Genomic DNA, 20,211 nt, shown 5'->3' with positions numbered 1-20,211 from the left:
ACAAGCTAATCCGTGAGCAAATAATCTAACTTTACTCACACTGGGCACGTATAAATTCGAAGGACTAATTCATAAGAGGATTCGTTGGCCACCCCCTCCACCGTCGAAAATGCGACGAGCGGCGGAGATCGCTGTTGACCCTTGAGGAAAGGCGACGTATAAATTCATAGTGAATTATTAGCCCACCAATAACAAAAAAATGAGCTACCTAATGAAAACAATAACAAACACCACTTTTTGTCTTTTGCTCCTACTCACTGGCTGCGCGGAATTCAGTGAATCGAATCTTGGGGCTCGCAAAACTGCTGACCTTTGCCTAGAACATAGAAGCGCATGCTCTCACAGCGCACCCGCTTCATGGAGCAACATTTTTTGATGTACACCCTCTACTCGACAGTTCCCTTAAACAGAAAAATATGCACCCAACAAAACAACATAGCCACGTCCTTCCACAAAACCGAGACCAACCTCAAATAAACACACGAACAGTGAGCGCCTTACGTGTTATCACTGACCAAAAACTGGCCAAGTAGAGGCTGTTCTGCCGATCAAATACTGACCAGGATTTTCAACTTCCTCTGCTAATTTCTTGAGCAATAAACACAGCTGTGTAACCTCGACGAGCTACAACCCTCGCTTTCCCGGCGACATTTAGCGCGCATTCGGTCACAGCATGTAACGTCGTAGTGATCGTTGTCCAACCTCAAAAGCTAACCCTGAAATTTAAGGACGCCTGTTCAACTCCTAATCAGGGATTTGAACTGGAACCCACGCTAGTGTGCTCCCACTCCACCGCAACACGGTTACCCTGAAACAGCAGTCTATTTTGTTACGCCCTTGACGCTCGAAAAAATCCGCCTATGTTTGAGTACTGAGAAAGCCAGACAACACAAGGCCTGCGCCAAGTGCCGGCTTGAACCACTCGATGGAAGCGGCTCGATTCGACGAGTTAGGTCGGATCCCCCCGGCTCCACCAATTCAACATCTAAAGACGTCCACGGACGTCTTTTTTGTGCCTGATATCCAGTAAATACGGGGGGCCTTCCGCGGTAGATGGCCAGTTGCCCACGCTGTGATGGCGCGATCCGGGAGCGGTTGGGCAAAGAGTGCCGCCGAGCATTATGCTCGACGCTGGATTTTATCGGCGGCGTTACGCCAGCAGGACTAGGCTTCTCCATCAGATCTTTGTTGTTTGCCAAGGAGAGAAGCATGGGCTGTCCGCAAGTTTGCTCTGGCGCCACCTTGCAATGCAGTTTTGGTGTTGCCCCGGCGGTGCTCAACGTACTGCCGACCAACTGCACCATGGTCGCCGGCATGCCGGCGGCGAACATCATGGATTACATCCCGCTGGTCAACGTCACTACCTTTGGCATGTGCCAGAGCCCAGCCAACCCCACGGTGGCAGCAGCAACCGCCGCAGCCCTGGGGGTACTGACGCCCATGCCGTGCATCCCCGCCACCGCCAGCCCCTGGATACCCGGCGCGCCCACCGTACTGATCGGCAAGATGCCAGCGCTGGATGCCAACTGCACCCTGATGTGTAGTTACGCCGGGGTGATCAGCATTACCTACCCCGGCCAGGTGCAGATGCTGATTCCCTGATCACGGCGGCCAGCACCGGTTGTACGCTAAGCACGGCGATAGCCATCGCGATCTATAGCGCGTCATAAGCACTAGTCCTCGCAGCGCTAGACAAGTAGCAGCTTAGGCCTCGGGGGCCTGGGTTAGGCTACGCCACCACCAGACCAAGCGTGAGATTGGCTGGCCCTGCTCATCCAGTGGCCGGCCATCGCTATGGAAGCGCTGCTGCGCCTCTGCTACTTGCCCTTGCTGGTAGCTCTGGCGCCAGGCCAGCTTGGCGTCGGGATGAAAGCGCTGCTGCAAGCCATGCAGCTGACCGGCGTGGTAGTACTGCAACTCGGCCAGGCTGCCATCGGCGAAGAAGGTTTTGACCTCGCCGTGTAGCAGACCCATACGGTAATGGGCTTCACGTTGCAGGCCGCCATCCGGTGCATAGTAGGTCGCTAGTCCATGCAGCTTGCCATTTTCAAAGGCCAGCCGGGCCGCCGGTTTACCGTTTGCATGCAGCAGCACGAAAGGTCCGTGCAGCACGCCCTGGCGATAGCTCAGGCTGGCCTGCGGCCGACCGTTCTCGTCGATACGCAGGGGGCCGTCCAGCGCACCGTCCTGCAGGTTGCCGCGCAACTGCTGGTCGCCACGGCGCAGATTGATTTTGCCGGTTTTCCCTGTCACCGCCGTGCCTGCCGTTCCGCCATGGGTTGAGTCGCCATTCAGTTCACCTGCACCAGGCCGCCTTTGATGGTCAGCATGCCGCCACCGTCCACCGTCTGATCGGCACTGGCCTTGTTGATCAGGCTGATGCCACCGTTGTTGGTCAGGGTGGTGCCGGCCTTGTTGTCCAGAGTAGTGCCGGCCTGATTGGTCAGGGCGGTGCCAGCCTTGTTGGTCAGGGCAGTACCGGCTTGAGCCGTCAGGTTGGCGTCGCTCTTGGCCGTAAAATCGCCGCCGCTTTGCAGGGTCAAGGTGCCGTTGACCTTGATGGTCAGGTTGCCGTCCACAGTCAGTTCGTAATTGCCGGTGACCTTATGGCTGAAGTTGCCACCGGTGCTGTGGGTCTGGTCGCCACCGACCTTCAGGGTGCGCGTATCTTTCACGTCGAGGGTGTCGCTTCCCGTCTGGATGGTGACGCTGCGCTTGCCCTTTTCCAGGGTGATGGTTTCGTCACCCTCCTTTACCGTACGAGTGCGGGCGTTCTGCACCGTCAGGGTTTCGTCATGGCCAATGGTGCTGGTGACGTCGTTGAGCACATTGACTGTCATATCTTTCTGCGCCTGCAGGAAGACCTCCTCGCTGTCCTTCTTGTCCTCGAAACGCAACTCGTTGAAACCGCCGCCTCCCTTGCTGGAATTGGTCTTGATTCCCGACTGGGTCTGATTGGCCGGCAGTTCGTAGGGCAGATTGTTGTCGCCGTTGTACACGCAGCCGGTGACCAATGGACGATCCGGATCGCCGTCGATGAAGGTCACTATCACTTCCTGACCAATGCGCGGGATGAACTGCATGCCGAAGCCTTTGCCGCTCCAGGGCAGCACCACCCGCACCCAACAGGAACTGCTCTCATCGTTCTTGCCATCGCGGTCCCAGGGGAACTGCAGCTTGATCCGGCCATATTCATCGGTCCAGATCTCCTCGCCAGCCTTGCCCACTACTATCGCGGTCTGGGTATGCATACGCGGCTTCGGAGTAGTGCGCGGCGGTCGGTAGGTGGTGCTTTTAGGGATTGCCTCGAAACGGTTGCGGTAATGCACGTGGCAGACTTCGTGGCTGACCCGGGTTACTACCCACTCGATATTCGCTGCATCGTCGTCGTGCCCACTGAGGGTGAAACTATGGCCCGGCACTAGCCAGCGGCAGTCGCTTTCGCCAATAAAGCGGCTTTCCTCGCTACGCAACGCATCCACCCGCTGCTTGCCCAAGGCATCGCCACGGGCCTTGGCGGTATAGCCACCGGGATGTTCGTAGACCGACAGCGGCCCGGCGGCCGCCTCGGCCTGGCCGTAGAGCGCGGTGGTCGGCGTGGTGAATTCGTAGTCGGTGGCGCGATAGACCCCGGAAACCGCCTGCCGGCAGATCTGCCCGGAACGAATACCATGTAGCTCGCGCTCGCCCAACTGCTGTCCAAGGTAGGCGATGGTAGTTGCGTTCGGACAGGGCGGGAAGGCGTCGTTACTGTCCCCTAATACGAGGGTGTGGGCCCCCTCGGCATGGGTGAAGAACCAGAAAATGCCCTCCTCCTCCAGCAGCCGCGAAACGAAGGCAAAATCGCTCTCGCCGTATTGCACGCAATACTCACGCGGCGTGTAGCTAGCGGTCAGTTTCAGTTCATAGTCGCTGAAACCATGCTCGTCGAAGATGCTGGTAACGATGTCGCTGGTCGCGAGGTTCTGGAACACCCGGTTGTTGCTGGCCAGGGTCAGCCACCACAGCCAGGGGCGCAGTAGCAGGCTATAGCGCTCTGCCGTAGCATCGCCGGGTAGCTGACGAATCTCCGCGCAGAGGGCATCAAGCGGACGCTGCTTGTCGTCGTTATGCAGAGTCGCGGTCAGGTGCGTGGCCACCGCACTGTCCAAGGTCAAGGCCGTGCTGCTGTTGCCGCTCAGCGTCAGACTACCGAGACTGTTCAACGCCTCCTCGCCGGATAAATTTTCCGGGTACAGATCAGTCAGAGCCGAAGCGCTGAGGGAGAGACTGGTGCTGGTGTCGGTGGGGCGGGGCATCAAAGACCTCGATCAGTAGGCAGCAACTTAGCGATATCCAATAAATAAGTCCCCTTTTCCGGTGATAGACAGAACGCTGGTCCCGTAGCCGCTCAGCGTCAGGCTACAGGACCAGCGTCTCCTCGCCAGCGAGACGCTCCGGATACAGCAGTGACTGCTGAAGCGACCAGAGAAAGGCTGGTGGTAGTGTCGGTAGGGCGGGTCATTGGAAGACCACTTTAGGGATCCCTACAGGCTCGCGAACGCATCAGTCAGCTCCTCAACGGCACTCTGCTTTTCGCAGTCAAACCACAGGTCTTCTCCGGAGATTGGGTTGCTCCGAATTAGGATTTCGCCAAGTGTCAATGCAAAGGCCAGCCCCTGACCGACCTCGTGAAAAAGCAAGTCCCGCTTCGTTCCAGATACCTTTACGCCCAGCCTATTCGCTAATGCCTGCGCAGGAGAATGTTGCTCGTTATGTTCGGAAAGAGGCCCGAAGTATTTCTTATTGGATGAATTGCACATTGCTAGCACAACCCAGCCGACACGGGATATGGACAAATAGGTTACCAACGATGCAAAAAGGTCCGAGACAAACTCTCCTCGATGCCCGACTGCTATGAGTGACATGTATTCGGATGCCTCACCAGGCAGCAATCTATCAGGAGCCTTTAACACGGAATAACTTTGGAATTTTCTATGTAGATTCCGCGCCTCGCGCCTTCCATCCTCGGAACCTGGAATCCAGGTAATCAACGCATGTTGTGTGCTTCTCGGCATGTTGTGAGTCTCCAGTTAGATGGTTACCATTCCATTGAAAAAGGGATGGGCGAGGCAAACTACATTTACTCCAACACCCATTCAGCCAACTTGCCCGCCACTTCTGCCATCAGCACATTTTCGATATCCCGCACCCCCGCCGAGCTGCACTTGGCCAATACCGCCTTGACCAGACCCGGCTCGAACTCGAAGGTCTTGCCGGTGGCGGCCTTGTAGCGGCCTTGCAGTTTTTCCAGCTTGGCGCGGACTATGTTTTCCAGGGTCGAGTCATCCAGATCCTGGTAGGGCACCACAGTCATGCGGGCGAGAAAGGCCGGGCGGAAGTTGTGCAACAGCACCTGGCGCAGCAAGGCATTGAAGGCGTCGCTGCCGATCTGTGCGGCCGGGGTGTCGAGGATCAACTCGGCGCCGACGTTGCTGGTGGCGAGCATCACGGTGTTCTTGAAGTCCACCACCAAGCCGGTGCCGTCCTCCATCACGCCCTTGTCGAACACGTTGTAGAAGGCCTCCAGCACATCGGGGTGGGCTTTTTCTATTTCGTCGAGCAACACCACCGAATAGGGTTTGCGCCGCACCGCTTCGGTAAGCACCCCGCCGCTGCCGTAACCGACATAGCCGGGTGGCGCGCCCTTGAGCTGGCTGACGGTGTGGGCTTCCTGGTATTCGGAGAGGTTGATGCTGATCAGGTTGCGCTCGCCGCCGTACAGGGCATCGGCCAGGGCGTAGGCGGTTTCGGTCTTGCCGACGCCGGTGGGGCCGAGCAGGAGAAATACCCCAACCGGCTTGGCCGGATCGGTAAGCCCGGCGCGGTAGGCCTGGATGCGCTGGGCGATGGCCTGCAGGGCGCTGTGCTGGCCCATCACCCGTTGGCTCATGCGCTGGCCGAGGGTGCGCAGGGCATGGGCTTCATCGGCGAGCATTTTGCCCAGCGGGATACCGGTCCAGCCGGCGATCACCGCGGCGACGGTCTTCGAGTCGACCTGTTCGGGCACCAGCGGATCGTCTTCGCGAATGGCGTCCAAGCCGCTTTCCAGGCGCAGCAGTTCGGCAGCCAGGTGGTCGATACGCCCGTCCAGTTCTTCGTCGAGCTTGCTGGGGTCGAGGCTGTCGCTGAGAGCCAGTAGTTCACGGCGGGTCTGCAGCAGTTCGCGCACCGCCTCGCGTTCCTCGCCCCAGCGCTGCTCCAGTTCGCGAATGCTCTTCAGGGCCTCGACGGCTTCGCTTGCCAGCTCTCCGATGCGCGTACCGTGGTCGAGGCCGGTGACCTGTTCGCGCTTCAGCCGGTCGAGTTCGTCCTGCAGGGCGAGCTGGCGATGACGCAGGCTCTCCAGGGGCGGCGGCACGTCGTGCTGGGCCAAGGCAACGCGGGCGCAGGCGGTGTCCAGCACGCTGATAGCCTTGTCCGGCAGCTGGCGGCCGGGGATATAGCGATGGGAGAGTTTCACTGCATCGTGAATGGCTGCATCCAGTACCTGCACGCCGTGGTGTTGTTCGAGCTTGGCGGCCACGCCGCGGAGCATGTCAACGGCGGTGGCCTCGTCCGGCTCCTCGACCTGCACCAGTTGGAAGCGTCGAGCCAAGGCGGGATCCTTCTCGAAGTACTTCTTGTACTCCAGCCAGGTGGTGGCGGCGATGGTGCGCAATTCACCACGGGCCAGGGCCGGTTTGAGCAAGTTGGCGGCGTCGCTCTGGCCTTCGGCAGCACCGGCGCCGACCAGGGTATGCGCCTCGTCGATAAACAGAATGACCGGCTTAGCGGAGGTGCGTACGCCGTCGATCACGCCTTTCAGCCGTTGTTCGAACTCGCCTTTGACCCCGGCACCGGCTTGCAACAGACCGAGGTCGAGCACCCGCAGGCTGACCTCCTTCAGCGGCGGCGGCACATCGCCAGCGGCGATGCGCAGGGCCAGGCCCTCGACCACCGCGGTCTTGCCGACGCCCGGGGCGCCGACCAGGATCGGGTTGTTCTGTCGGCGCCGCAGGAGGATATCGATGCTCTGGCGAATCTCGCCGTCGCGGCCGACGATGGGGTCGATGCGGCCAGCGCGCGCGTCGGCGGTCAAATCCTGGGTAAATTGTTCGAGCAGCGAAGGCTCCGCGCTGGCGTTGCTGCCCTTGGTTCGCTTGGCCGTGCCCAGGGCTCCGGCCTCGCGGGATTCGACTGTCCATTCCTGCAGGTTGGCCCGCAGGGTTTCCCGGGGAATGCGCAACAGCGAGGAGGCGCTGTTGAGCAACTGGGCACGGCGTTCATCGCGTTCGAGCAAGGCCAGCAGCAGGAGCCCGGAGCGCACGCTGGCCAGATTCTGCACGCTGGCCTGTAACACCGCGTCTTCCAGCAGGGCCACGGTGTGCCGTGCGAGAGCCGGAGTGCGGGTGCTGCCACCCTTGAACAGCTCCAGTGCCAGGTTGATTTCGGCGCTCAGCGCATCGCGTTCCAAGCCGAAACGCGGCAGCAGACAGGCCAGATCGCCTCCTTCGATGTCGAGCAGCTCCAACAGCAGATGCTCGACTTCCACATAGTGGTGGCTGCGCTGCATGCAACGTTGTGCGGCGCGCTCCAGGGCGTTGCGACAATCCGCATTGAGGCGGGTGACCAGCGTACCGAGATCCATATCAAGCACTCCCCGCTACAGTCAGCCGAGTATTGATATGGCGCAGCTGCGCCTTAGGCTGGCGCTCCAGCCAACTATTCCAGGCGGCCCGCGGCGGCGCCTGGCGAGTCAAAGTCAACGCTGGGGTTTCACTGACCAGCAAACGCAGCGCACAGTCCAGATCGGGGCCGAAATAGAAGGCAGCCAGCGCCGCCAATTGCCGATGGGCCGCGCCGTCCGGTAGAAAACCGGGATAGCGCTGGCCATTCAAGGGGCCGAGCACGATGCGGATGCCCGCATGCTCGTCCCATACCCGCTTGCCGGCGACCGCACTACGGCCCAGCTCCAGGTTGCGTCCGTGGCGGCCCAGGTGGCTGCAACTGGCGGCGGGGATCTCGCGCCAGGCGCCCTGGAACTGTTCGAGACGCACGCTCACGGCGAAGTGATGACGGACGATACTTTCGAAACCGGCGAGAGAACGCCGCGCCCCGGCGAATAGCGCGGTTCGCGCGACAATCAAACCATCGGGAATCGCCTGACGCCCTTGCAGCGAGCGCGGCAGCAAGCCGGTCAGGGCGCGCAGTTGATCCTGTACCGGGCTGGCTTGGGGCGGCACGAAACCTATGGCCACCCGATACTTGCGCAGAATGCGATAGAGCAGCGACAACAGGCGGTGCTGGAACAGGTCGAGAAACTCCGCCGGCCCATGATCCTTGAGGCGCGCACGCTGCTGCAGCCACTCCTGATAAGCGTAGGGCAGTGGCCCGTCCGGCCCGCCGAGGCCAAACACCGGCGTACTCAGCAACGGTTGAGCATGTCCGGGGAATTCCAGCTGCGCCACCTGGCTGGCGGAGAACACTGGGGTCAGCGGACCGCGCAGACGCACGGCCTCGCGGCGCGGGTCGATGCCCTGCCCCAGCGGAGTGGCATGCGGTTGCGCGCGTTCGAGCAGCAGCAGCGCCTGCAGCAACTCGAAGACCTGCGGCTCATCGCGCAGGCGCTCGCCTACAGGGACAGGGGTTCGCCGACCTGTGGCCGCCATGTCTTGATCTCCTTATCGCCGAGCAGCAACACAGTGCGCACGAAGCGGTTGGTATTGGCGTAGAGCGAGAAAAACTGTGCCAGCACGCCGGAAAACAACAAGGGACTGGCACCCACGAAATGCTGCGGGTCCAGGCTGACGCGTACTTCCAGACCATTGCGCCAACCGCGCCAGGCATCGCTGCCGGCGCGCTCAACGATGCGTACGCTAGCGACCCCAAGCAGCCCCTCAATCTGTCGGCGCGCGGCGGCCTCATCGCGCAGGTTATGCAACGTCAGCATTTCCTTGAGGGCGGCCAGGGCCTGTTCACCCTCGACCAAAGACAGGTGATTGAGGGTTAACTGCGAGACCAGGCGCCAGCGCGAGGCACCACCGAGTGCAGGCATCGATTGCGCATGGGGCGAACGCAGCAGGCTGACCCGCATGACCGGCCCCGGCCGTTCGAAATCCAGGCGGGTGCCCGCCGGAAGGGTTTCCGCCAGGTGCCGGCTGGTGCATAGCAGCTCGGCGGTAAGGCTGTAGTCGGGGATGTCCACTGTCTGGTTGAAGTGGGTATCCACCAGGCTAAGCAGCATGTCGGTACCGTGTCGGCCCGGATTACGCCCGGAGATCCGCCGGGCATGCCAGAACAGGCGACCGGCGCCCACTCCGTGCTGGCAGGCGTAATAAGGCGAGATCCACTGGGCGCGCTGGCCGGTGCCGGCGCGCAGATTGCGAATGCTGTGGATCTCCACGCTGTTCTCACGGTAGCTGTCGGCGATCAGCCGATACTCGCTGCGGGTACCGTCGGGGCGTAGCGGCTCGGAGGTGCGCGGAAACAGGTTGATCACCGGGGCGCAGCCCAGGGCGATGTCTTCCGGACGCAGGCTGACCCGCGCGCTGGGTACCCGGTCGAACAGAATATAGATGTCGAGCAACTCGCCGGCATCGCTCGGAATCGTCAGCGGAATATCGAAGAAGGCGAACTTTTCCGGGCAGGCGAAATACTCAGCCAGCAGACGCAGGCCAGGGTGCAGGCCATCCTCATCCGGGAGCAAGGCTTCCTCTGGGTTGAAGCCAACCGGCTCCGGGCAGCCGGCAATGGCGCGGGGCTGAAGACCGGGCAGACCGCAAAGGGTGTGTAACGCGTTACCGCACAGCAAATCGTAGAGCGCGGCGGCGGTGACTGGCGAGCCGGCCAGATGGATCCGCAGGGTGCGAATCGGCAAGGCGCTCCAGGGCTCCTCGGCCAGGCAGCGCAAGCTCAAGCGCAAAGCCGAGCGAGCCTGTGGGGCCCCGGTCAGGGCCTGGGTTTCCTCGGTGTCGAGCAGGACCGCATCGACCACTTCAAGGGGCCACAGGGTAACGGGGGCGGTGCTGCGAAAATGCACGCTGTCGCCGCTGGCGGTGGTCACGAACAGCGGGGTGTCGCGGGGCAAGGCATAGCCTTCGCTGATATTGCCCTTACTCGGGTCCGGCTCGAAGCGAGCGATGGCGCACGATGGCAACGGGCGTAAAGCCAGTGGGTAGAGTTGTTCCAACAGTGCATCACTGAACTCGGCATAGCCGTCATCCAGGCGCCGTTGCAGCCGTGCGGAGAGCAGTGAAAAGCCCTCCAGCAGGCGCTCGACATGGGGATCCGGGCATTCGCCGGCAGAGAGCTCCAAGCGGCTGGCGATCTTCGGGTAACGCTCGGCGAACCCGGCACCGGCCTGACGCAACCAGGTCAGCTCGCGCTGGTAGTAATCCAGCAGTTGCTCGTCAATCGAGTCGCTCATGCACCACTCCGTTGGCCATATCCATGACAAACACCACAGGCCAGACCTCACTGCCGCGCAGCTGCCCGGCAATGCGCACCTGTAAGGCATGACGACTGCCATCCAGTGGCTGCACATCCACTTCGGTCAGTTGCAAACGCGGCTCGAAATGATTGATGGCCAAGCGAATGTCCCTGGCCAATTTGAGACGGTCGTCGCTGCGATCGGCATACAGACCGCTCCAGTCGGCAATACCGTAATCGATGACCGTCGCCTGTTTGAGTAATGGCCGCACCGAGCGCCGGGTGTTGAGCAGACGCAACAGCTCTTGACGCACCGACTCGCCAAGTGCCTGGCGATCGAAGCTCCGCGCCTGCCCAACCTCGTTCTCGTTCTGTGCGGCCAGGCGCTCGAGCAGCGGTGCCCGGGCGCGCTGCCGGGGAGCAGCCACCTGTTACTTGACGACCTTGTTGGCGGCCATATCCCAGGTAGACGCGGCGGTGCCCTCCTTGGTGCCGTCGTCCTTCTGGGCGGTCAACTCCCATTTGATTTTAGTGAAGTTGAGCGACAGCGTTTCCACCGGCTTGCCCCCCGTTCCGCCGCTGACACTGACGTTGGACAGCACCACGTTGGACAGGGTGTAGACGATAAACGGCAGAATCTGCCCGCTGCCCTCCGCGGCGTTGCGCCCGAGGGTGATCTTGGCCTCGGCAATAGGTTTGCCGGAACAGCAGTATTCGTTGAGGGTGGGGGTCGAGGTATCGATAAATTTGGTGAGGGTGAATTCACCGACATGGGGTCGGCCGGAGGTGCGCTCCGAGTTGCTGACGTCATTGGTCACCTGCATGGCGACGTTGTGGCTGTAAGACATCAGTTCGATCTTGTCGGCAAAGCCTTCGAGCAAGCTATCGCCTTTTATATCCGCGCCCAGATCGAGAATGATCGCATCCATCGCATGACACTCCTGAATCTAATAAAAGAAGAAGAAACGAGGTAAAGAACAACTGCCGGCCCAAAGGCCGGCAGAAGGATTCAGGCCGCCGGTGGAGGCAAACTTGCCACCAGCCGGATTGAGGCGGTCAGCTCCTCAAGTTGGAAATGCGGCCGCAGGAACACCGTGGCGCGGTAGGCACCGGGCTTGCCGGCCACTTCGCTGACATCCACTCGCGCCTCGCGTAGCGGATACTGCGCCTTGATTTCCTGGGGCGCGTTGTCGTTGATCAGCACGTAGTCGGAGATCCAGTTGTTCAGGTAGGTCTGCACGTTGTCCCGGGTCATAAAGCTGCCGATCTTGTCGCGCATGATCACCTTGAGGTAGTGGGCGAAACGCGAGGCAGCCAGGACGTAGGGCAACATCGCCGAGATGCGGGCATTGGAGTTGGCCTCGTTGGTGTTGTAGAGCTTGGCCATGTTGGTGGTCTGGCCGCCGAAGAACACCGCCAGGTCGCTGTTCTTCTTGTGACAGAGGGAAATGAAACCCAGGCCATCGAGTTCCTTCTCGCGGCGGTCGGTGATCGCCACCTCGGTCGGGCACTTGAGCGCCAGGTCGCCTGCGCTGGTGGTGAAGGTATGCGCCGGCAGCCCTTCAACCGCACCACCGCCTTCCACGCCGCGAATGGCCGCGCACCAACCATAGCGGGCAAAAGCTTCGGTAATGCGCTGGGTCAACGCCCAGGCGGCATTGCCCCACAGGTATTTGCTGTGGTCGGTGCCGTTGACGTCCTCGACGTAGTTCATGCCCTCTACCGGCAGGGTCTCCGGGCCATAGGGCAAACGCAGCAGCACATGCGGCAGCACCAGCGACACGTAGCGCGAGTCTTCACTGGCGCGGAACGAACGCCACTTAATCAACTCCATGCTCTCGAAAACCTTGGCCAGGTCACGGGGTACGGCAAGCTCGGTGAAACTGCTCATATCGAACAGTCGCGGGCTGGCGGCGGAGATGAAAGGTGCGTGAGCGGCAGCGGCGACGTTGGAGAGTTTTTCCAGCAGGGCGATGTCCTGCGGATGACGCCCGAACTCGAAGTCGCCCATCAGCAAGCTGAAGGGGTGCCCGCCGAAGGTACCGTAGTCCTCTTCATAGACCTTCTTGAACAACACGCTTTGGTCGAACTCCACGGCCTTTTCCAGGTCGTTCAACAACTCCTTCTGGGTCACGTTGAACAGGCGCAGCTTCAGCCGGGTGCTGGTTTCGGTATTCATCACCAAAAAGTGCAAGCCACGCCAGGAGGCTTCCAGTTTCTTCACCTCCGGGTGATGCAGGATTTCGTTGAGTTGGCTGCTGATCAGTTGATCGATCTGTTCGATACGGTCATTGATCATGGCCACGGTGTCTTTATCGACGACCATGCCTTCGTCAAGCACTTGGGTGGCAAACTCGGCCAGCATGTCGCGGGCATAGGCTTGCTGGCTGTCGTCGTGAGCCATGCGGCCTTCGGCGACGATTCGATCGAGCAGGGACAGGGTGGCGGACTGCGCTGAGCCCTGTGCACCGGGTTCTGTTTCGGCCATGGAAATTCTCCAGAATTAATCAGGCTTGGGGTTCTTCGGGCTGGTCGGGGGTGTCAGCAGGTGCCGGCTCGCTGTCCGCTGCCGCTTCGGGACGCGCCGCCTTGATTTCCTGCAAGCCCTCGGTGTTGGCCACCACTTCCTGCAGTAGCTTGTCCAGGTCATCGTTGCCGTCGAGCTTGGTGAGCAAGTCGCGTAAGCGCTGACGCGCCTCGAACAGACGACGCAGTGGAGTCACCTGCTTGACCAGATTGACCGGATCGAAATCATCGAAATGGGCGAAATTCAACGCGACGTTGAGCTTGCTGCCATCGTCACTGATGCGATTGTCGACTTGCACGGCCAACCGCGGGGCGGCTGACGCGAGCACCTCGTTGAAGTTGTCACGGTCGATCTCAACGAAGCGCCGCTCGCTCAGCTTCGCCAGGGGGGTTTCCGGTTTTCCAGACAGATCGGCGAGAATGCCGACCACCAGGGGCAACTCCTTCTTCTCGATGGCGTCGCCAATTTCTACGTCATAGGTGATCTGCACACGTGGGGGACGTACTCGATCGAGCTTGTGTTGGGTACTCTCAGCCATGTTCCCTTCTCCAAACATTGGGCAGCCGCGCAATGTTTGGGTTTCCCTCTCCATCACGCTCCTTGTGGATCCTTTCCGGCGCTCAATGGCTAACCAGACAGTTGCGATCCCTTCATTCGGCCTAGCGGCGAACTACCAAAGACGCTAGAACAGGTCTATAAAAAAGCAAATCAACTTCGCGCTAAGGCTCTTATGAAACTCGGACGTTTCATCTCCCCGATCAAAACCCTCGGTTGTGTCAGTCTTCTCCTTCTGCTGAGCGCTTGCTCGTTGTTCAAGCCCTCGATCGAACTACGTTCCTTGACCCTGGACGTGGCGCCACGGGCCAACAGCGACACCCCATTGGCGGTAGATTTCGTCGCGGTACAGGACCCTGAGCTGTACAAACTGCTGCTGTCGATCCCATCCAAACAATGGTTCGAACAACGCGAACAGCTCCGCCGCGACTACCTCCAGGCCATCGATGTATGGAGCCTGGAGTTGGTTCCTGGGCAATTCATGGAGTCGCGCGACATTCCCATGGCCGGCAACCACGCGGTTGGACTTTTGGTGTATGCCGGCTATAACAATCCCGGTACGCATAGACTGCGTCTGGATCAGCAAAAGACGGTCTGGCTTCGCTTCGAAAGCAAAAATATGCGTTTGCTCGGAGACGCATCTCCACGCTGAGCAGCACACGGAATCGCGGGCAGGGAAACGCTCCCTGCTGGATAAAATGGATGTCTGAGGGGGCGTAGTATGAGCGGCATACCCGATGCGATTTGTTGGCATGAAGGCATGCACCTGTTGCCCCAGCACTTTCAGTTACAGGGCTTACGAGCCGAGACGCTGTCCGCGCGCCAGGCCTCAGCGGCGCAACCCTGGTTTTGGGGCAGCGACCTGCTCGAGGTGGATGAAGCCGCACTAAGCAACGGCAAGGTCCGCATCAGCGCCCTCGATGCCATCCTCCCGGATGGTTTGCCGGTCGGCTTCGACGCCACCAGCCGGAGTGCCCTGGAACTCGATGTGGTGGAGGCGATCGACGCCTCGCCTCAGGGCATGACCACCGTCTACCTCGCCGTCGCGCCGCTGTACCGCGGCGGGCAGCTGGCCCCGCTCGGCGGGCGCTACGTCTCGATGCAGGGCGAGCCGGTGCCGGATCTGGCCAGCGGCCAATTTCCCGAACCCATTAGCGTCTGGCGCGCCGACCTACGCCTGGTCAGCGAAAACAACAAGGCCGACTCGATATGCCTGCCGCTGCTGCGCATCGGTAAGCAGGGCGGAGGCTATGCCCGCATCGCCTACGTGGCACCCACCTCGCGAGTTCGGCCGGAATCGGCTCTCGGCCACAAGGTTGCGGCGCTGTGTGCACGCACCCGGGAAAAATGCGTGTTCCTCTCCGGTCGCCTGCGCCAGGCGCACCAGGCTGCCAATGCCGAGGACGCCGCAGAAATCGGCCGTCTGCTCGCCGCACTCTGGGCACGCCTGCCGGAAGTAGAGGCTGCATTGGCCAGCCGCGTTGCCCACCCCGCCACCTTGCATGGGCTGCTCAACGGTATGGCCGGTTCTCTTTGTGCGCTCAATCCGCTGGCCGGCGTACCGGCGTTCAAGCCATTGGTTTATGAAGAGCTGCTGGCCGGTTACGAAGAGCTGCTGGATTGGCTGAACGCCACCCTGGATCTGGTGCGGGCTGGCTATCGCAGCCTTACCTTCGCCCGTGACAAGCAAGGTTTCTGGATCGACCTACCCGCCTGCGAAGAACTCTGGCAGCGCCTGGTGATCGGCCTGCGCATGCCCGCCGGCGTCGGCGAACGCGCCGCCGGCCAATGGCTGGAAAGTGCCATAGTCGCCTCGGAAACGCATATCGCCACTCTCGCCCGCCAGCGTATGCACGGCATGCCGCAACAGCCGCTGAGCCGCACCGAACAAATCACCTACAGCGTCGGCGAGGACACCCGTTTGTTCGCCCTGCAAGCCGAACGTGAATGGTTCGACCCCCGCCAGCGTCTGCGTATTCTGGTGCCCGGCGGGGGGGCCGGGGTCGAGCCTTGGGAAGTCGTGCTATTCGTTGCCGAGCCCAATGGCAACAGTGGCGAGTAAGGACAACCCATGTCAGAGAATTTAGCGCGCCTGCGGCTTGGCTCGATGAACGAGGCCCCGTTGAGTGCGGCCTTCGGCAGGACCTGGGCGCAATGGCTGGAGTTCTGGTCTGGCTGCTCAGGCAGTACCGAGCACGCCGAACTGGTCACCGCCAAGGCCGCAGCAGAGGCCAGCCGGCTGACTCGTCGGCTGTGGCACGATGCCTACGCCGCGGTGGGCGATGCGCCTGGCAGTCAGGCCAAAGCCATGGTCTATGCCTTCGTCGCCTTGCTCGACGAAAACCTGCTATTCACTCCATGGCCAGGCCAGACACAATGGCAGGAGCAACCCTTGGAGTTTCGCCTGTTCAGCAGCCGCGCTGCGGGTGAGCGCCTTCCACGAGCGATCAACAAGTTGCTCGGCGAATCCGACCCCGCCACCCGAGACCTGGCCAACGTTTACCTGCAGTGCCTGACCCTGGGTTTCCAGGGGCGCCTACGCGGCGCGCGCGGCCAGGCCTTGCATGAGAAATGGCGCTACGCCCTGTTCGCCTTCGCCTGGCAGCGCGACGCCGATATCCGGCAAATCGGAGTCATGCTTGAGCAGCCGGCGGCAACACCGCCGAATCGACAACCGGTACAACGCATATTGCCCGATGGTTTGCGCCTGAGCCTGTGTATCGGCCTGGGCCTGGTGTTGATGTTCGGCATCGGCCATCTGTTCTGGCGCGACATCGCCCGGCACCTCGAACCCGCGCTTTACCAAGCCGACAAGAGCCTGGAGCAACAGCCATGAGCGGCCTGGAAATAACCCTGCTGGTACTTGGCCTGCTGGTTGTTCTGCTCCTGCTGGCGGTGCTGATCTGGTGGCTACGTCGACGAGTCGATGGTAGCGCCCGTAGTTGTTATCTCGCCGTACAGCAGATGGAGCGCGATCTTGGCCTCAAGGATCGCTACCAGACCCCCTGGCTGATGCTGCTGGGTGACGAGCAGCAAAGCAGTGAACTGTGTCGTGCCTGGCGCCTGTCCAGCTCGGGTAAACCCGGCTGGTTCGGCCGCTGGTGGTACGACAGCGACGCCGCTGTGCTGGCCGTGCCTGGCGCCATGTTCAATCACGGCGAAGGTGCACTGGTGCAGATTAGCGCCTGGTGGCGCCTGCTGCGCTTACTGCTGATGATGCGTGCGGGCCGGCCCTTGGATGCGGTGATCTGGACACTGCCGGCCGAGCAACTGTGGTCGACCGAACAGGCCGCTGCGACCGGTTTGAGGGCTCGTCGCAAATTCAATGAGATGCTCCAGCGTCTAGGCCTGAGCGTGCCGGTCTATCTAGTGGTGACCGGTCTGGAAACAGTGCCCGGGATCAAGGAGCTGGCCGACGCGCTACCGGATGAAGCCCGTGACCGCATATTCGGCTGGTCTTCGCCATTTGCTGCGGATACCGCCTGGCACCCGGAATGGAGCGAAATAGCCCTCGACCAACTGGTGCGAATGTTGTCAGAGGAGATTACCGAACTGGGCGTGCTATCCGGCAAGGTAGAAGAAGCACTCTATCTATTGCCGCGCCAGTTCGATGCCATTCGCAGCAACCTCCAGGTTCTCTGCGACCCAGTGTTTCACGGCAGCACTCAGGGCGAGGCAGCGCAGTTGCGCGGCATCTATTTCTGCGCAGCCCTGGCGGTTCCCGGGGCTGACGCCGACCCATTGACCGACGTTGCAGAGTTGCCACGCGAACCTCTGTTCGTCCGCCGCCTGCTGCGCCAACGCGTGCTCGCCGAACAGGGCCTGGCACAACCGGTGCCACGCATCCTCCACCTGCGTCGGCGCTGGCAGCGCGTGGCCGGTGCCAGCGCTGCGCTACTCGGCCTGTTCTGGCTGGTCGGCATGCTGTGGCTGTGGCAGGTCGAGCGCGAGCAGGCCGACAGCCTGGCCGGCTTGCTGCATGAGCTGAAAACCGATCATCGGAGCGGCCTGCTTAGCGACGATGGTGCCCGCAAAAGTGTCAGTACTGCCTGGACGCTGCTGGCCGAAGCCCCGCGCTGGCGCTTTTCCTCGGTAATCCTGCCCAGCTCGCTGTTTTCTTCGTTAGACCGACAACTGATCCAGCAGCTACTCGACTCAGTCGGCCAGAAACTTTATCAGCCCCTGCATGCGGCCCTGCAACGCAACATCGCCGAGGTCACTATCGCAGGCATGGAGAAGCGCCGGCGCCAAACCGGCGACGCCGCCTCACCAGAGGAATGGCCGAGCTATGTGCGCGCCAAGGAGTTGCTGAATCAAGCCCAAGCCCTGGAAAAGCACAGCGCCCAGTTCAATCATATGTTGCTCGGCAGCAAAAGCCCGCTGGACGATGCCGCGGCACTCTCCGGCGACCTGCTCCACCTCGAGCTGAATGCCCAGACCCTACCCTTGCACGCCCGCTATAACTGGCTGTTTGCTCGCACTCCGCAAGCCCTGGCCAGCCCCATCGAACTCACGGGTATCCGCCAGCAAACGGGTAAACACTTCGTTTTACTCATGCGTCTATGGCTCGACCGCTTGTTCGCCGACGAAAGTTTCAGCAGCACGGCTGGCCAGGTCCGGCGTCACCTGCAACATCTGCAAAACGGCCAGCGCAACTCGATACTCGATCTGGAAGAACTGAGCCTGAATATCGCGCAGCTACGCCGTTTGGTTGCAGCCACCAACATCGCCTGGAGTCGCAGCTCGGGCGAGGATTTGGCTCCGGGTTATTCCGCCATGCTCGAAGCCGCTCGCCAGAGCAAGCTGATCGGTCCGGCGATGGTCGACCAAGTGCTCGACCATGCGAGCCTCTTACAGAAAGTGTTCCACGAACAATGGTTGGACGATGGCGAGCCACAGAACAGCATCCTGCGTCAGCAGAACGGCGGCAGCATCGACTTTCAGCCCAGCCTGACAAAGCTGGAAAACGCCATCGATATGTTGCTGAACCAGGACTTCGCTGCAGCGGCTATGGCCGACGATGGTCAGTCCCACATCGGCGCACCCTTGATCGGTATTGATGGTGAGAGTTTGACTGCAGCCATGCGCTATTTCGCCAGCTACCGTAATTACCTCGAACAAGGGGTCGCCAAGGTGCCCTATGAATACCGCGGCGCGTTAACCGGCAGCGCTCAATCGAGTACCGCAGTAACCCTCTGGAGACTGTTCACCACACTCAAACCAAGCACAACCGCTAATTTTAACGGCGCCCTTGCCTTCAATGTGTCGGCCCAGGACTCCAGCGCAGTGGCAACGGAGTTCCAGGCACTCGGCCACCAGGACATGGCCGACGCCCTGCTGCAGGAATTGAACCGACGTGCCCTGAAAGACCTCGACAACGCCGACGCCGAGTTGCAAACCCTGGCCCTGTACCAACCCCTACACGGCGACTTCAGTTGGTGGGACGGCAGCAAGAACGCCGGACTGCGAGCCTATCGTTCCGCCACCGCGCAGGACATGCAACAGTACCTGGCCGGCCAGATCGATCTGATCAGCGACTTGCATGACCGCGTGGTACCTGCTCTCGAATGGCTGCAACTCAATCGCCGCAACCTGGCCGCTGGTAATATCGAACAGCTGCAACGCTGGCAGGCGATGGCCGTGGAGCTGCAGAAATACACGGAAAAGAACCCCAGCAGCGCCCCGGCGTTATTCGAACGCTTCGCCAACAGCCTGAATGCCATGGAGCTAACGACCTGCCATACCACCCTCGGCGAAGTCGAGTTACCCAGCGGCGCGGATGCCTTTTCGCGGCGCGCCCGCGACGTCGCCGGCCAGGCCTCCGAGCGTTGCACCTACCTACAGGAACAAACTGCGGCGGCGGCTTGGAATCGCCTGTCGACCTACTTCTCTCAGTACCTTGCAGGGCGCTTTCCCTTCGCCTTCAACCTGGACGCCCCGGATGCGGACCCCGATCGGGTACGCCTGTTCCTGCAACTACTCGACAAGGATCTACCCCAGGCGCAAACCGGCCTCGCGCAAAGTGTCTCGGCGGATGCCCCAGCAGCACTGGCTTTCCTCGAGCAGCTACAGCGGGCCAGGGGCTGGCTCGACCCGCTGTTCCAACGCGATAAGGACGGGATCAAAGGCATCGACCTGGACGTGCGTTGGCGTACCGATCGCGAGGCCGAACTGGGTGCCGACCAGGTCATCCAGTGGTCCTTGCAGGCGGGCAGCCAGCAGATAGGCTATCCCGCCGAGGATGACCACCGCCTGCGCTGGACCCTTGGACAACCGGTCAAACTGCTGTTGCGCTGGGCCAAGAACGCCGCGCAGAAGCCGGCCGACGACCCCCTGCAAGCGAGTTTGGCGGTGTTCGAGCAGGAAGCGGGCTGGGAATATGCGGGCGCCTGGGCGCTGCTACGCCTGCTGCGCACCCATGTCGCCTTCGAGCGGGTGCCCACTGTTGACTACAGCGAGACACCCCTGGCCTTCCGCCTGCCGGTCTATGCCCCCCACAACAGCGACAACTATGCGCAGATGTTTGTCCGCGTTGCGTTAATGAACGCCAGTGGCAAGTCCCCGCTGGCCATCGCACCCTTGCCGGTCAAGGCACCTGCATCGCCGTTGTTCAGTCCGCCAGCATCCGCCGCCTGGCCGGATTCCGTCTCATCCGCCAAGCCCGGCACACTTTAGGAGTC

General features: G+C 61.2%; 14 protein-coding genes. 5 read left to right on the top strand and 9 right to left on the bottom strand.

The features are described from left to right. Positions 1-1,209: 1,209 nt before the first annotated feature. Positions 1,210-1,602, top strand: coding sequence for a DUF4280 domain-containing protein (locus FBY03_RS04555; RefSeq protein ID WP_147171011.1), 393 nt, complete (start codon positions 1,210-1,212; stop codon positions 1,600-1,602). Between the two features lie 102 nt (positions 1,603-1,704). Here FBY03_RS04555 and FBY03_RS04550 read toward each other — a convergent pair whose 3' ends face one another. The 9 genes from FBY03_RS04550 to tssB all read right to left on the bottom strand — a co-directional run bounded on the left by FBY03_RS04550 (position 1,705) and on the right by tssB (position 13,514). After that, positions 1,705-2,253, bottom strand: coding sequence for a toxin-antitoxin system YwqK family antitoxin (locus FBY03_RS04550; RefSeq protein WP_147171010.1), 549 nt, complete (start codon positions 2,251-2,253; stop codon positions 1,705-1,707). Between the two features lie 38 nt (positions 2,254-2,291). Next, entirely contained in the window at positions 2,292-4,298 is a 2,007-nt protein-coding gene (tssI, locus tag FBY03_RS04545) for a type VI secretion system tip protein TssI/VgrG (RefSeq protein ID WP_147171009.1), read from the bottom strand. Between the two features lie 824 nt (positions 4,299-5,122). After that, positions 5,123-7,669 carry a type VI secretion system ATPase TssH gene (gene tssH / locus FBY03_RS04540; protein ID WP_147171008.1) on the bottom strand — a complete coding sequence of 849 codons (2,547 nt, stop codon included), beginning with the start codon at positions 7,667-7,669 and terminating at the stop codon, positions 5,123-5,125. Between the two features lies 1 nt (position 7,670). Continuing rightward, complete coding sequence (tssG, locus tag FBY03_RS04535) at positions 7,671-8,690, bottom strand: type VI secretion system baseplate subunit TssG (protein ID WP_147171007.1); 1,020 nt, start codon at positions 8,688-8,690, stop codon at positions 7,671-7,673. Continuing rightward, positions 8,654-10,447: a type VI secretion system baseplate subunit TssF gene (gene tssF, locus FBY03_RS04530; RefSeq protein ID WP_147171006.1), complete on the bottom strand. Its 1,794-nt coding sequence runs from the start codon at positions 10,445-10,447 to the stop codon at positions 8,654-8,656. The genes tssG and tssF overlap by 37 nt, the downstream gene beginning before the upstream one ends. Further along, complete coding sequence (gene tssE / locus FBY03_RS04525; protein WP_147171005.1) at positions 10,431-10,877, bottom strand: type VI secretion system baseplate subunit TssE; 447 nt, start codon at positions 10,875-10,877, stop codon at positions 10,431-10,433. The genes tssF and tssE overlap by 17 nt, the downstream gene beginning before the upstream one ends. Before the next feature lie 3 nt (positions 10,878-10,880). Beyond that, the gene (locus tag FBY03_RS04520) at positions 10,881-11,378 is read right to left on the bottom strand and encodes an Hcp family type VI secretion system effector (RefSeq protein ID WP_147171004.1); all 498 of its coding nucleotides are present in this window, start codon (positions 11,376-11,378) and stop codon (positions 10,881-10,883) included. A gap of 80 nt (positions 11,379-11,458) precedes the next feature. Then, positions 11,459-12,937 carry a type VI secretion system contractile sheath large subunit gene (gene tssC, locus FBY03_RS04515; protein ID WP_147171003.1) on the bottom strand — a complete coding sequence of 493 codons (1,479 nt, stop codon included), beginning with the start codon at positions 12,935-12,937 and terminating at the stop codon, positions 11,459-11,461. Between the two features lie 19 nt (positions 12,938-12,956). Beyond that, positions 12,957-13,514, bottom strand: coding sequence for a type VI secretion system contractile sheath small subunit (tssB, locus tag FBY03_RS04510; RefSeq protein WP_147171002.1), 558 nt, complete (start codon positions 13,512-13,514; stop codon positions 12,957-12,959). Positions 13,515-13,706: 192 nt separating this feature from the next. Here tssB and FBY03_RS04505 point away from each other — a divergent pair, with 192 nt between their 5' ends. The 4 genes from FBY03_RS04505 to FBY03_RS04490 all read left to right on the top strand — a co-directional run bounded on the left by FBY03_RS04505 (position 13,707) and on the right by FBY03_RS04490 (position 20,206). Further along, on the top strand, positions 13,707-14,183 hold the full coding sequence (locus FBY03_RS04505) for a type VI secretion protein (RefSeq protein WP_147171001.1): 477 nt from the start codon (positions 13,707-13,709) through the stop codon (positions 14,181-14,183). 69 nt (positions 14,184-14,252) lie between these two features. Next, positions 14,253-15,593, top strand: coding sequence for a type VI secretion system baseplate subunit TssK (tssK, locus tag FBY03_RS04500; RefSeq protein ID WP_147171000.1), 1,341 nt, complete (start codon positions 14,253-14,255; stop codon positions 15,591-15,593). Between the two features lie 9 nt (positions 15,594-15,602). Continuing rightward, positions 15,603-16,367: a DotU family type IV/VI secretion system protein gene (locus FBY03_RS04495; protein WP_147170999.1), complete on the top strand. Its 765-nt coding sequence runs from the start codon at positions 15,603-15,605 to the stop codon at positions 16,365-16,367. Continuing rightward, a complete protein-coding gene (locus tag FBY03_RS04490) occupies positions 16,364-20,206 on the top strand; it encodes a type VI secretion protein IcmF/TssM N-terminal domain-containing protein (protein ID WP_147170998.1) in 3,843 nt (1,280 codons plus the stop codon). The genes FBY03_RS04495 and FBY03_RS04490 overlap by 4 nt, the downstream gene beginning before the upstream one ends. Positions 20,207-20,211: the final 5 nt, after the last annotated feature.

Origin of the sequence: Pseudomonas sp. SJZ079 (genome assembly GCF_007993865.1) — a bacterium.
Classification (GTDB): domain Bacteria; phylum Pseudomonadota; class Gammaproteobacteria; order Pseudomonadales; family Pseudomonadaceae; genus Aquipseudomonas.
The sequence above is the reverse complement of the archived record's forward strand: the minus strand, read 5'-3'. Positions and strand labels throughout refer to the sequence as shown.